Genomic DNA, 12731 nt, shown 5'->3' on the forward strand with positions numbered 1-12731 from the left:
TTGTGCCCAACCGTTGTGTCCGGCCGTTGTGCCCGGCTGTTGTGCCCGGCTGTTGTGCGTCAGTTCACCGGGGGCCGGACCGGGCCGGGGCGCGTCCGCCGAACTCCACCTCGGCCGCCCGCAGTACGCGCACCCGGCGGCCCGGGAAGCGGAGGTTGCGGTAGATCTCGTTGTGGTGCGCGACGGACGCCTCCGGTGCGGCGTACGGACCGGAGTCCGGCCGGACCGAGGTGGTGTGCCCGTCCGCGACGAGGACCACGTCGTACCCCCGGCTCAGCGCCTGCCGGGCGGTGGACTCGACGCAGATCTCGGTGGCGAACCCGGTGACGACGACCTCGGTGATCCCCCGGGCCCGCAGGATCGCGTCCAGTTCCGTGTCCAGGAAGCTGTCCGGGGCGGCCTTGGGCACGACGGACTCGCCGGAGGCGGGGGCCAGTTCGGGCACAATCCGCCATCCGTCGGTGCCGGGTTCCAGCTCCTCGTCCCGCTGCTGCGCGAACACCACCGGGGCGCCGGCCGCCCGCGCCCGCGCCTGGAGACCGGCGATGGCCGCGACGGTGCCGGACGCCCGGTGGGCGATCGCGACGAGGGCCTGCTGCATGTCGACGACGAGCAGCGCGGAGGCCGCCCTCCCGCCCGGGTGCTCCCTCTCGCCCGGGTTCGCCGTCACAGCCGGTGCCGCACCCAGACGTTGGGCTCGACGTAGACCGCGTACCCGTGGGCGAGCGCGCAGTGCACCGGGACGAGCGCCCCCGGCACCTCCACCGGACCGTCCGTGTCGAACGGCAGCCCGGTCCACTCCCGCCACTGCGCGAGCGAACCGCTCACGGTCATGGACACGGTGGCGACCGAGTCCACCGTGCCGCCCGCCCGGACGTGGACCCGCAGCCACGGGTCCTCGGGCAGCCCGTCCTCGGGGCGGGTCAGCCGGACGTACTCCTCCATCGGCAGGCCGGGCCGCAGATGCTTGCCGCTCGGCCGCACCGGGGCGACGACCTCCCGGAGACCGTGCCTCGCCGCGTTGTCGCGCATCGCGGCGAGCATCCGGCCCGATATCCCCTTGCCCTGATGGCCGGTGGCCACCGTGATCTCGATCGCGCCGACCGTGTCGGGCGTGCGCCCGCGCCGCAGGTCCGCGAACGCCCAGAGCAGCATCCGGTCCCAGCCGCCGACGGGCAGTTCCCCGCGCCCGGGGGCGTCCAGCACGAAGGGCACGCTGTAGGCGCGGGCCACCACGACGCCCTCGGGGTCGGTCGCGACCAGCACGTACTGGGGGAACTCGACCGCGATCCGGGCGAAGTTCGCCCAGCCGACGATGTCCTCCAGCACGAACTCCGGCCAGGTGTCCGGCATCCGGTCCAGGGCGGCGGCCAGCTCCGGGCGCTCGGCGAGGGTGGTGATGTTCAGCTCCATGGGCGCGACCCTAGGCGGCCCGCACCGCTCCGACCAGCGAATATCGCCGGACGACCATCGTGCGCCCCGGGGCCGCCGCCCACCCCGGTGGGCCGCCGGCCCCGGCAGGCAACCGCCGCGCGCTACCGTCCCGCCCCATGACGACGACACCACCGCCCGACTCCACCGATTCCCCCAACTCCCCCTCTCCCTCCACCTCCCCCGCCTCCTCCGATTCCCCCGGCCCCGTCCTGATCCGTCCCTGCCTTCCGACGGACCTCGACATCCTGGAGCGGCACATGCCCTCGCCCGGCCGGACCCGGCGGCACGCGGACCGGTTCGACCGGCAGGAGCAGGGGCTCACCACCTTTCTGACCGCCTGGATCGACGACGTACCCGTCGGAACGGCACAGATCCTGTGGCAGGGCTGCGCGGCCCCCGAGGTGCAGGCCCGCTTCCCCGGCTGCCCCGAGCTGAACGGGCTCGGGATCTGGCCACCGGACCTGCGCTCCCGGGGCATCGGCACGGCGCTGATCCGGGCCGCGGAGCAGCGGGTCCGCGACGCGGGCCACGACCTGATCGGCCTCGGCGTGGACGACGACAACCACCGGGCGGCCGCGCTCTATCTGCGGATCGGCTACCGGGAGACCGGCTGCCGCTATCTGGACCGGTACGCGTACCTCGACGCCGACGGGGTCCGGCAGGAGGTCGCGGATCCGGCCCGCTTCCTGGTCAGAAGCCTGGGCGAGGCCTCGACCGGACCGGAGTGATCCGGCCGGAACCAGCCGGAACCGGCCGGAACCATGAAGTGTGCATGCCGCGTCCCCACCCGTGACTTCGTCCCCGTGCACCACCCGTCGAGGAGCAGAACCATGACCCAGCCCGGTACGACACCGACCCGCCCCCGGAGAGCCGCCGGGTGCCTGCAGAGCATCGTGGTGCTCGCGGTGATCCTCGGCCTGGGCTACGGGGCGTCCAAGATCTTCGGTGACGACTCGTCGAAGTCGAAGTCCTCCTCGTCCTCCTCATCCGCCTCGGACGGCAAGGGCGGCTCCTGGGAGATCGGCGACTGCGGCGGTCCGGACCCGGAGAACAAGCCGGACGGCTACCGGGCCTACGACTGCGACGAGTCGGGAGCGACGTTCAAGGCGCTGGAGCTCAAGCCCGCGAGCTTCATGCCCGACTCGATCCAGTGCCCGGCCGGCACGGACCTGATCATCCAGGTCTCCCGGGTCTTCGGCTCCGGCGACGGCAAGAAGGGCGGCGGCATCCCGACCCACACGGTCTGCGGCCGCAACCTGTCCGACGACCACCCGGGCGACGCGGGCGCAGGCGGCGGTCAGCTCGTCGAGGGTGACTGCATCTCGGCGACCGCCAAGGAGATCACCTGCGCCTCGGCCGGGGCGGCGGACTTCAAGGTCCTCGGACTCGTCAAGGACAAGAAGGAGTGCCCGGCGGCGACCACCGAGCCCATGCAGCTGATGATGGCGATCGGCCGCCCGTACGACGTCATCTGCGGCGGCAAGGTCTAAAGACCCCGCTCCTTCTCCCCGGTGCGGCGGTGACGGCGGCGGCCGCTCAGCCGCCGCACTGGGCGAGCATGGCCTGCTTGTCGGCCGCCGTGACGGGGAGTTCGTACTTCAGCGAGACCTGGGCGAACCGCACCGCGTAGGAGCAGCGGATCGGCTTGTACGGCGGCAGCCAGGAGGCGGGGCCGGAGTCCCGCTTGGCGTTGTTGGCCGGGCCGTCCACCGGGATGAGGTTGAGCGGGTCGTTGGCGATCTGCTCGCGCTTCGCCTCGTTCCAGCGGGCCGCGCCCATCTGCCAGTCGTAGGACAGCGGCATCACATGGTCGATCTGCACCTTGGTCGCCTGCTGCTTGCGCCAGTCGATGCTCTCGCCGGTGTAGGGGTCCTGGAGCGTCATCGCCATGACGATGCAGTCGGAGCCCGACTTGTGCTCGATGTCCTTGCCGTCGCGGGCGAGCAGGTCGTTGCGGGTGTCGCAGCCGTTGCGGGCGAGCGGAATGCCGTCGATGCCGTCCTTCCAGGCGTAGCCGAACTTCTTCCGCTCGTAACCGGTCTTCGGGCCGCGCCCCTTGGTGGCCACCTTCTCGATGATCTTCCGGGCGGCGGCCCGGTCCGCCTCGGTGGTGAGGGGGGCCAGGCCCGGCTTCGTACCGTCCGGGTTGTCCAGCGGGCTCACGCCGAAGCCCTCGGCGGACTGCGCGCCGCCGTTGGCCCCGCCGTTCGTGCCACCGCCGTCGGCCGCGAGGTCGTCGGGGCTGCAGCCGCCCGCCAGGGCGATCACGACGAGGGCGCCGATGGCGGGCAGGGCCGCGCGGTGCGTACGGGGAGCTATCACGGGGAGCCGTCCTGACAGTGAGGAAACCGGACGCCGAGAATCCTATGGGCGGCCGGCCACGCCGCGTCGACCCCCGGTGACCGAACCGAACGGCGAAACATCGGGAGACACCGTGAGGCGCCAGGAGGCATCGGGAGATGTCGCGAGATGTCGGGGGGAGAGAGACCTAGAACACGTCGCGCAGGGTCTCCAGGAGGCGGGCGATGTTCGCCTCGTCACGGCGGTAGTAGGTCCACTTGCCCCGCCGCGTAGCGACCACCAACCCTGCCTGCCGCAGGATCGCGAGGTACTGCGAGGTGGTCGACTGCCCCAGCCCCGCACGCTGCTGGATGTCGGTCACGCAGACGCCGATCTCGACATCGCCGGGCGCCTGGCCCGGGAAGCTCATCGGCTCCTTCAGCCACTCCAGCATCTGCCGGCGGGCCGGGTTGGACAGGGCCCGGAACACAGCCAGCAACTCCGTCTCCGAGAACACGATGTGATCGTAACGCAATAACATATTGGTAATTCGCGATATGACGATCTATCCTTGCCGCATGTCGACTTCGATGCGCGTGATGGAACTCGTCCACTTCGGCGACGCGGACACCGCGTTCGCCGCCCGAGAACTGCCGAGACCCGCTCCCGGCCCCGGCCAGGTGCTGGTGCGTGTGCATGCCACATCCGTGAACCCTTTGGATCTGCAGACCCGGCGCGGCGACTACCGCGACGAGGTCGCGCTGCCCGCGGTGATCGGCAACGACGTGTCCGGCGTGGTGGTCGAGACCGGCCCCGGGGCGGACGACTTCCGGCCGGGCGACGAGGTCTGGTATCTGGCGCCGGTGTTCGCCGGGCAGGGGACGTACGCCGAGTACCACGTGGTCGACCAGGCCCTGGTCGCCCGCAAGCCCGAGGGGCTGTCGCATGTGGAGGCCGCCGGTCTCGCGCTCGTGGGCGTGACGGTGTGGGAGGCGCTGGTCGAGCGGGCCGGGGTGCAGGCCGGGGAACGGGTCCTGGTGCACGGCGGAGCGGGCGGGGTCGGCTCGGCCGCCATCCAGGTCGCCCACGCGCTGGGGGCCGAGGTGGTGACCACCGCGCGGGCGAAGGACCACGAGTTCGTCACCGGGCTGGGAGCCGACACCGTGATCGACTTCTCGGCCGGGGACTACGCACCGCAGGTCCAGGAGCTGGGCAGGGTGAACGTCGTCCTGGACACGGTGGGCCGGGACACCCTCAGCCGGAGCCCGGAGGTCCTCGCCGACCGAGGCCGCGTGGTGTCCATCGTGGACATCCCCGAGCCGCAGAACCTGCTCGCCGCGTGGGGCGTGAACGCGACCTACCACTTCCTCTTCGTCAGCCCCGGCCGGGCCAAGCTCGACGCGCTGAGCCGGCTGGTCGAGCGGGGCCAGCTTCGGCCGGTGATCGGCGAGGTGCTGCCGCTGGCCGAGATCGCGGACGCGCACACGCTGCTGGAGGGCGGCTCCGTCGGCGAGGGCCGCCGGCGCCCCCGCGGCAAGATCGCCATCGCCGTGCAGCCCGAGAGCGAATGAGCCACGCCTGAGCCCCCGGCCCCGACCCTCCGGGGGCTCACCTTTCCACCGCGGATCACACCTTCCCGATGCCGAGGGTGTTCTCGGACGGCAGCAGCCCCGAGCCGATGACCTCCAGCCAGGGCTCCCCCAGCAGCCCCGCCAGCCGCTCGCGCCCCGGCTCCCCCAGCGCCCGCCACGGCGCGGCGGCCTCCTCGTCGGTGCGCAGCTCCACCTTCGCGCGCAGTTCGCGCCCCGCGTCCGTGGCCGTGCCGTCCGCCGCCAGCAGCCCGCGCTCCCGGAGCCGCCGCCGGGCCGCGCCCCACTCCGCCGCGCTCCACCCCCGGCTCGCGAACACCTCGGGGGCCGCCGCGCCGACCGCCGCGAAGGAGACCAGCGACTCGACCGGGTCGAGACCCGCCTCGGCCAGGGCGGCGATGTGCCCGTCGCCCCGGTGTTCGCGCAGGACCGTCGCCGCGTGCCAGAGCGCCAGGTGCGGGGCGTCGGGCCAGGGCAGGGCGGAGTTGGCGGCCCCGAGGCCGCTGAGCGCTCCCGGGTGCTTGGCGACTCCGAGGTCGCCCGGGACGCCAGGGCCCGCCGCCTCCGCCGCACGGCGGGCCAGCGCGGCGGCCTCCGCGAACTCCGGCCCCTCCACCCGGTCCCCGAACAGCGCCCGGTAGGCCCGGTCGACCGCCCGCTGCCGGGCCGCGAGCACGGCGTCCGGGTCGGCGGTCGCCCAGCCGTCCGGAACGTATCCGTCCACCATCACCGGGGCGAAGCTGTGGAACGTTCGCACCACCTCCGCCGCCCCCACCGCTCCCAGCGGAGCCGCGCGCCAGGCGAAGTAGCTCGACCAGCGCTCCTCGGTGTCGTACCCGAGCGCGGCGGCCTCCTCGAAGGCTTCGGGGGCGTAGTACAGAACGGCGTGCAGGGGCTCCAGGAGGTGCCACATCTGCCGTACGCGGGCCGCTTCTCCGGTCATGATCTCCGCCTCTCCCGGGCTTCCCGGACGGGAATCGCACATCTAGTCAATGACTAGATCGGATCTCCAGCATGCGCGCCCCGCCTGAACTTGTCAATGACTAGATGCCAGGTAGGGTTCCCCCATGAGCAGCGAGCGCGAACGCACCTACCACCACGGCGACCTGCGGCGCGCCGTCCTGACCGCCGCCCTCGACGTCATCGCGACCGAGGGCCCCACCGGCCTGAGCCTGCGCGACCTGGCCCGCCGGGCCGGCGTCTCGCACGCCGCGCCCGCGCACCACTTCAAGGACCGCACGGGCCTGCTGACCGCCGTGGCCGCCGAGGGGTACGCCCTGTTCGCCGACGCGCTGACCGGGGCGCCGGACCTCCGGGAACGGGGCGTGGCGTACGTACGGTTCGCGGCGACGCACCCCGCGCACTTCCAGGTGATGTTCCAGCCGGACCTGTACCGGACCGACGACCCGGACCTGCTCGCCGCCCGCGCCAGGGCGACCGACGCGCTGCGCGCGGGCGTGGCGGACATCCCGCCGGACGGCCGGGGCGAGGACGACCGGCTCGCCGGGGTGGCCGCGTGGTCACTGGCGCACGGCTTCGCGACGCTGCTGCTCAGCGGCAATCTGGCGGAGGCACTGGAGGGCCGGGACCCGGAGGAGGCGTTCCGGGCCCTGACCGGCCTGATCTTCACGCCGGAAGAGCGACGCGACGGCTGAGGCGGCCGTCCCCGGACTCCCCTCGTGGGCGGTTCCCGAGTGACGAACGAGGTTCCGCGGCCTAGTCGTCCGCGAACCAGGAACGTCCCTGGGCCCAGCTGGCCACCCACCCCGCGAAACCGGGCGTGCCCGGCATCAGGGGAGTGCCCGGGCGGGTGCCGAAGGGTATCGCTCCGTACTCGTCGATGAGCCAGATGTGACCGCGTTGCGGGCCCGTAGTGATCAGGTGCCAGTACATACCGCAGCCGTCCGTGCCCAGCAGCAAGGAGCCGTGGTCGTAAACGGCGTCCACCCGTGCCTGGAACTCCTGGTCCGGCACCTCTTCCTCGCCCTCGTCCTCGGCTTCTTCGCCCTCCCACAGCCATACCTCCGTGAGCGGAAAAGGCTCGGCGAGCAGGCGCTCGGCGCGGCCCGCGCCCCAGTCCGATGGCGTCTGCGCAAGGGGCAGCAGACCGTAGTGGGGCGGACCCGCGCGCAGGCCGTCGCTGATCTCCGCCACGAACGAGCGGTACGGCTCCGGGAGCACGACGCCGTGCTCCGCCTCGAAGGACCGCACCGCCTCCCAGCCGGCCGGCGGCACCGCATCGGGACGGGTCGCGAAGATCTCGCGCAGAGCGGCCGATTCGGCCGGGTCACAGGCTTCCGTGTTCATGCAGGTCATCATGCGGGGTCGAAGAGAGACGGCGTGCAGTGCCGACGACCGGAACGCCTCGGGCCCCGCCGGGTGAGCAAACCCGGCGGGGCCCGATCGTTCGCGAGACTCCGGGGCGCTACGACCCCAGGATCGTCGTCAGGAACTCGCCCGTCCATGCCAGCAGTTCGCGGCCGATGACCGGCTTGCCGCCGATCTTGCCCGTCGTCGGGCGCGGGACCAGGATCTGGTGGGCGGCCGGCTTGATGACCGTCTTGGGGTGCAGGCGCTTCAGGCGCAGTTCCTGGGACTCGCGCAGCTCCACCGGGGCGAAGCGGATGTTGGAGCCCTGGAGGACGATCTCGCCGACTCCGCAGGCGCGGGCCAGCATGCGGAGGCCGGCGACCAGGAGGAGGTTCTCGACCGGTTCGGGCAACGGGCCGTAGCGGTCGGTCAACTCCTCGCGGACCGCGCGGATGTCGTCCTCCGAGGAGGCCGAGGCGATCGCGCGGTACGCCTGGAGGCGCAGGCGCTCGCCGGGGGCGTAGTCGTGCGGGACGTGCGCGTCGACCGGGAGCTCGATCTTGACCTCCAGCGGCGGCTCCTCCTCCACGCCGCCCTCCATCTGGGCCCGGTAGTCGGCTACGGCCTCGCCGACCATGCGGACGTACAGGTCGAAGCCGACGCCCGCGATGTGGCCGGACTGCTCGCCGCCCAGCAGATTGCCCGCGCCGCGGATCTCCAGGTCCTTCATCGCCACGTACATGCCCGCGCCCATCTCCGTGTGCTGGGCGATCGTCGCCAGGCGCTCGTGAGCCGTCTCCGTCAGGGGCTTCTCGGGGGGATACAAGAAGTAGGCGTAGCCCCGGTCTCGGCCTCGGCCCACCCGGCCGCGCAGCTGGTGGAGTTGGGAGAGACCGAAGTTGTCGCCGCGCTCCACGATCAGGGTATTGGCGTTGGAGATGTCGATGCCGGACTCGACGATCGTCGTGGAGACCAGGACGTCGAACTTCTTCTCCCAGAAGTCCACCACCACCTGTTCCAGCGCCGCTTCGGACATCTGGCCGTGTGCTGTCGCGATCCGCGCCTCCGGGACGATCTCGCGCAGGCGGGCGGCCGCCCGGTCGATGGACTCGACCCGGTTGTGGATGTAGAAGACCTGGCCCTCGCGCAGCAGTTCACGGCGGATCGCCGCGCCGATCTGCTTCTCCTCGTACGGGCCGACGAAGGTCAGCACCGGGTGGCGCTCCTCCGGCGGGGTGGTGATCGTGGACATCTCGCGGATGCCGGTGACCGCCATTTCGAGCGTACGGGGAATGGGCGTCGCGGACATCGTGAGGACGTCCACGTTGGCGCGGAGCTTCTTCAGCTGCTCCTTGTGCTCGACGCCGAACCGCTGCTCCTCGTCCACGATGACCAGGCCGAGGTCCTTGAACTTCGTCTCGGAGGAGAACAGGCGGTGGGTGCCGATGACCAGGTCGACCGAGCCGTCCTTGAGGCCTTCGAGCGTTGCTTTGGATTCTGTCTCCGACTGGAAGCGGCTCAGCGCCCTTACGTTGACCGGGAATTGGGAGTAGCGCTCGGTGAACGTGCCGTAGTGCTGCTGGACCAGGAGGGTCGTCGGGACGAGGACCGCCACCTGCTTGCCGTCCTGCACCGCCTTGAACGCCGCACGGACCGCGATCTCCGTCTTGCCGTAGCCCACGTCGCCGCAGATCAGCCGGTCCATCGGGACCGTCTTCTCCATGTCCTCCTTGACCTCGGCGATCGTGGACAGCTGGTCGGGCGTCTCCGCGTACGGGAACGCGTCCTCCAGCTCCCGCTGCCAGGGGGTGTCCGCGCCGAAGGCGTGGCCGGGGGCCGCCATCCGGGCCGAGTACAGCTTGATCAGGTCGGCGGCGATCTCCTTGACCGCCTTCTTCGCGCGCTGCTTCGTCTTCGTCCAGTCCGCGCCGCCGAGCCGGTGCAGCGTCGGGGCCTCGCCACCGACGTACTTGGTGACCTGCTCCAGCTGGTCGGTCGGGATGTAGAGGCGGTCGCCGGGCTGGCCGCGCTTGGCCGGGGCGTACTCGACGAGCAGATACTCGCGGGTCGCGCCCTGAACCGTGCGCTGCACCATCTCCACGTACCGGCCCACACCGTGCTGCTCGTGGACGATGTAGTCGCCGACCTCCAGCGTCAGCGGGTCGATCGTCTTCCGGCGGCGGGCCGGCATCCGGCCCAGGTCCTTGGTGGCGGTGCGCTGGCCGGTCAGGTCCGTCTCGGTGAGCACCGCCAGCTTCAGCGCCGGGTCGACGAAGCCCTGCTCGATCGCCCCGCAGGAGACGTGGACCAGGGACGGGGCGATCTCGGTGAGGTCGGCGTCGAGGCGGGCCGCGATGCCCTCGCCGCTCAGCACCTCGACCGTACGGGAGGCGAGGCCCTGGCCCTCCGTCACGTACACCGTGCGCCAGCCGTCGGCCAGCCAGCCCTTGGTGTCGGCGAGCGCGCGGGCCGTGTCGCCCCGGTACGCCTCCGGGGCGTGCATGGAGAGCTGGAGGGTGTCGTCGTCGTGGTCGGCGGCCTCGGCCGCGAACGGCGAGATCGACCACCACATCATGTCCAGCTCACGGGCCCGGTCCCGGACGTCCGCGATGCCCCACAGCGAGGCCGCGCCCACGTCGATCGGGGCCTCGCCGCCGCCCGCGCTCGCCGCCCACGACGCCTGCAGGAACTCCTGGCTGGTGGCGACCAGGTCGGCGGCCCGGGTGCGGACCCGCTCCGGGTCGCAGACGATCGCCATCGCGTCCTTCGGCAGCACGTCGAGCAGCAGCTCCATGTCGTCGACCAGCACCGGGGCCAGCGACTCCATGCCCTCGACCGCGATGCCCTCGGCGATCTTGCCGAGCAGTTCGCCCAGCTCCGGGTGTTCCTCGGCGAGCGCGGCGGCCCGCTCGCGGACCTGGTCGGTCAGCAGCAGTTCGCGGCAGGGCGGGGCCCACAGCCCGTGCGCCGCGACCTCCAGCGACCGCTGGTCGGCGATCTTGAAGTAGCGGATCTCCTCGACCTCGTCGCCCCAGAACTCCACCCGAAGGGGGTGCTCCTCGGTCGGCGGGAAGACGTCCAGGATGCCACCGCGTACGGCGAACTCGCCGCGCTTCTCGACCAGTTCCACCCGGGAGTACGCGGCGGCCGCCAGCGCGTCCACCACCTCGCCCAGGTCCGCGCTCTGCCCGCCGGCCAGCGCCACGGGCTCCAGCTCGCCGAGCCCCTTGACCTGCGGCTGGAGCACGGAGCGGATCGGCGCGACGACGACGGACACCGGGCCGGTCTCCGGGTCGTCCGCGCGCGGATGCGCCAGGCGGCGCAGCACGGCGAGGCGGCGGCCCACGGTGTCCGAGCGGGGCGAGAGCCGCTCGTGCGGCAGGGTCTCCCAGGACGGGAACTCCGCGACCGTGTCCGGCGGCAGCAGCGTGCGCAGGGCGGCGGCCAGATCCTCGGCCTCCCGGCCCGTGGCGGTGACGGCCAGCACGGTCCGGCCGGTCTGCCGGGCCAGCGCGGCCACCGCGAACGGCCGCGCACCGGGCGGGCCCACCAGGTCGACATGCGCCCGGTGCCCGTCCCCGGCGGCCTTCACCGCCTCGGCGAGCGCCGGGTCCGTAACGACGACATCCAGCAGACCGTGCAGACTCATGAAGTTTCCGTCCGGGATCAGATCAGGGGCAACGCGAAGGGCCCGACACGTGGGACGCGCCGGGGGTTCCAGGTTACGACCCGGGGGTGACAGTCGCGCCCGCAACCGGCAGCCGGGCGGCCGTCGCCCGGATCCGCGGACCGGCCGCCCGGGTCGTGCCCGCTTCGCCGCCCGTGCCACGGGCCGCCCCGCCGCCCGTCGTGCCCACCCCGCCGCTCGTCGACGGTCGCGCACCGTTCATCTCCGTATCGCACACAGTTGTGCCGGGGATCCTCACAGGAGTGATCCCAGCGTCTAGTCTTTGCCCGACCCTTGCACAACAGGTGTTCCGAGAACGTCATACAGGCAGTACCGAGCACGGGCGGAGCGAGCAGCGGCCGGGACGGGCGGCGCGGGGCGATCCCCCTCGGTGCACGGTCCCACGGCATCAGGCATCGGGGGCGTACGTGGGCGAGAACGAGATGTCTGTCTTCGGGGTCCCGGAGGCCGAGGAAGAGATCTACCGGCACTTCCTGCGCAACCCCGGCACCCGCGCCGACGACCTCCACCTCCTGCTGCACTCGCGGCCCCAGGACGCCCGCGCCCGGATCGCCCGGCTCCAGGAGCTGGGGCTGCTGCACACCGAGGACGCGGAGCTGCGGATCTTCCCGGCGGACCCCGAGGTGGCGCTCGCCCGGCTGGTGGACGTACGGCTGGCCGCACTCCACCAGGAGCTGCAGCGCGTCACCCGGTCGCGGCACGTCATTGATGGTCTACGCGCGGAGCAGGGGGCCCGTACGCCCCCTCCGCAGGGCATCGAGCAGTTGGAGGGGCTGACCCAGATCCGTAACCGGATCGACGACCTCGCCTTCTTCGCCCGCGACGAGATCCTGTCCGTGGAGCCGTACACCCGGCTGTCGGCGGAGAACATCGCCCGCTCCCGTCCGCTGGACCTGCGCTGTCTGCGGCGCGGGGTGCGGATCCGCAACGTCGTCTCCAGCGTGGCGCTCCAGGACCCGCCGACCGCCGCCTATCTGCGGGAGCTGGCCGAGCACGGGGCGGCGATCCGGGTGACGGCGGACACCACGGAGCGGCTGCTCGTCTACGACCGCCGGGCGGCGCTCGTCCCGCTGGACCCGCGCGACACCTCGCGCGGCGCGCTCCTCGCCCACCGCAGCGGCCTGGTCTCCAACATCATCTCCCTGTTCGAACGGATCTGGGACCAGGCGGACGACCTGTCCCGGGCGGCCGACGGCACCGGGAGCGGTGAGGACGCGGACGCGCCCCGGCCCTCCGGCATCGAGCGGCGGGTGCTGGTGTCGATGTGCACGGTGGGCAAGGACGAGGCGGGCGCGCGGGAGCTGGGGGTGTCGGTGCGGACCTATCGGCGGCACGTCGCCGATCTGATGCAGACGCTCGGCGCGGCCAGCCGGGCGCAGGCCGCGCTGCTGGCCCGTGAGCGCGGCTGGATCTGACCGTCGGGACGGCCC

The 12731-nt window shown here is 72.4% G+C and carries 12 protein-coding genes; 5 read left to right on the forward strand and 7 right to left on the reverse strand.

From position 1 onward, the window contains the following. Positions 1–64: 64 nt before the first annotated feature. Both ACSMXR_RS13750 and ACSMXR_RS13755 read right to left on the reverse strand, forming a co-directional pair. The gene (locus tag ACSMXR_RS13750; RefSeq protein ID WP_473171970.1) at positions 65–670 is read right to left on the reverse strand and encodes a cysteine hydrolase family protein; all 606 of its coding nucleotides are present in this window, start codon (positions 668–670) and stop codon (positions 65–67) included. After that, positions 667–1413, reverse strand: coding sequence for an N-acetyltransferase (locus tag ACSMXR_RS13755; RefSeq protein ID WP_137234322.1), 747 nt, complete (start codon positions 1411–1413; stop codon positions 667–669). Before ACSMXR_RS13755 ends, ACSMXR_RS13750 begins: the two co-directional genes overlap by 4 nt. Before the next feature lie 137 nt (positions 1414–1550). Here ACSMXR_RS13755 and ACSMXR_RS13760 point away from each other — a divergent pair, with 137 nt between their 5' ends. Together ACSMXR_RS13760 and ACSMXR_RS13765 are read left to right on the forward strand one after the other, a co-directional pair. Continuing rightward, the gene (locus ACSMXR_RS13760) at positions 1551–2162 is read left to right on the forward strand and encodes a GNAT family N-acetyltransferase (RefSeq protein ID WP_473171971.1); all 612 of its coding nucleotides are present in this window, start codon (positions 1551–1553) and stop codon (positions 2160–2162) included. 102 nt (positions 2163–2264) lie between these two features. Next, entirely contained in the window at positions 2265–2924 is a 660-nt protein-coding gene (locus ACSMXR_RS13765; protein WP_364884548.1) for a hypothetical protein, read from the forward strand. Positions 2925–2970: 46 nt separating this feature from the next. Here the strand turns inward: ACSMXR_RS13765 and ACSMXR_RS13770 are convergent, their stop codons facing one another. Then, positions 2971–3756 carry an HNH endonuclease family protein gene (locus ACSMXR_RS13770; RefSeq protein WP_137234319.1) on the reverse strand — a complete coding sequence of 262 codons (786 nt, stop codon included), beginning with the start codon at positions 3754–3756 and terminating at the stop codon, positions 2971–2973. Positions 3757–3922: 166 nt separating this feature from the next. Next, positions 3923–4231 (reverse strand): ArsR/SmtB family transcription factor, encoded by a 309-nt coding sequence (locus ACSMXR_RS13775; protein ID WP_030086205.1) that lies wholly within the window; start codon positions 4229–4231, stop codon positions 3923–3925. A 61-nt stretch (positions 4232–4292) separates the two neighbouring features. On the opposite strand from ACSMXR_RS13775, the gene ACSMXR_RS13780 reads away from it, so the two are divergent. Continuing rightward, a complete protein-coding gene (locus tag ACSMXR_RS13780) occupies positions 4293–5285 on the forward strand; it encodes a zinc-binding dehydrogenase (protein WP_473171972.1) in 993 nt (330 codons plus the stop codon). Between the two features lie 55 nt (positions 5286–5340). Here ACSMXR_RS13780 and ACSMXR_RS13785 read toward each other — a convergent pair whose 3' ends face one another. Beyond that, entirely contained in the window at positions 5341–6246 is a 906-nt protein-coding gene (locus ACSMXR_RS13785) for an SCO6745 family protein (RefSeq protein ID WP_473171973.1), read from the reverse strand. A gap of 124 nt (positions 6247–6370) precedes the next feature. Here ACSMXR_RS13785 and ACSMXR_RS13790 point away from each other — a divergent pair, with 124 nt between their 5' ends. Further along, positions 6371–6958 carry a TetR/AcrR family transcriptional regulator gene (locus tag ACSMXR_RS13790; protein WP_381851411.1) on the forward strand — a complete coding sequence of 196 codons (588 nt, stop codon included), beginning with the start codon at positions 6371–6373 and terminating at the stop codon, positions 6956–6958. 61 nt (positions 6959–7019) lie between these two features. Here the strand turns inward: ACSMXR_RS13790 and ACSMXR_RS13795 are convergent, their stop codons facing one another. Beyond that, positions 7020–7622 (reverse strand): SMI1/KNR4 family protein, encoded by a 603-nt coding sequence (locus ACSMXR_RS13795; protein ID WP_137234315.1) that lies wholly within the window; start codon positions 7620–7622, stop codon positions 7020–7022. Between the two features lie 106 nt (positions 7623–7728). After that, positions 7729–11262 carry a transcription-repair coupling factor gene (gene mfd / locus ACSMXR_RS13800; RefSeq protein ID WP_473171974.1) on the reverse strand — a complete coding sequence of 1178 codons (3534 nt, stop codon included), beginning with the start codon at positions 11260–11262 and terminating at the stop codon, positions 7729–7731. Positions 11263–11708: 446 nt separating this feature from the next. Here mfd and ACSMXR_RS13805 point away from each other — a divergent pair, with 446 nt between their 5' ends. Then, positions 11709–12716 carry a helix-turn-helix transcriptional regulator gene (locus ACSMXR_RS13805; RefSeq protein WP_364884568.1) on the forward strand — a complete coding sequence of 336 codons (1008 nt, stop codon included), beginning with the start codon at positions 11709–11711 and terminating at the stop codon, positions 12714–12716. The last annotated feature ends 15 nt before the right edge of the window (positions 12717–12731 follow it).

The sequence above is a fragment of the Streptomyces sp. DSM 106670 genome (assembly GCF_055792845.1).

Excerpts from the sequence above, each read along its gene's own strand:
- ACSMXR_RS13785 (WP_473171973.1), bottom strand. The coding sequence starts at position 6,246 with ATGACCGGAGAAGCGGCCCGCGTACGGCAGATGTGGCACCTCCTGGAG.
- ACSMXR_RS13780 (WP_473171972.1), top strand. The coding sequence starts at position 4,293 with ATGTCGACTTCGATGCGCGTGATGGAACTCGTCCACTTCGGCGACGCG.
- ACSMXR_RS13760 (WP_473171971.1), top strand. The coding sequence starts at position 1,551 with ATGACGACGACACCACCGCCCGACTCCACCGATTCCCCCAACTCCCCC.
- mfd (WP_473171974.1), bottom strand. The coding sequence starts at position 11,262 with ATGAGTCTGCACGGTCTGCTGGATGTCGTCGTTACGGACCCGGCGCTC.
- ACSMXR_RS13755 (WP_137234322.1), bottom strand. The coding sequence starts at position 1,413 with ATGGAGCTGAACATCACCACCCTCGCCGAGCGCCCGGAGCTGGCCGCC.
- ACSMXR_RS13790 (WP_381851411.1), top strand. The coding sequence starts at position 6,371 with ATGAGCAGCGAGCGCGAACGCACCTACCACCACGGCGACCTGCGGCGC.
- ACSMXR_RS13765 (WP_364884548.1), top strand. The coding sequence starts at position 2,265 with ATGACCCAGCCCGGTACGACACCGACCCGCCCCCGGAGAGCCGCCGGG.
- ACSMXR_RS13795 (WP_137234315.1), bottom strand. The coding sequence starts at position 7,622 with ATGATGACCTGCATGAACACGGAAGCCTGTGACCCGGCCGAATCGGCC.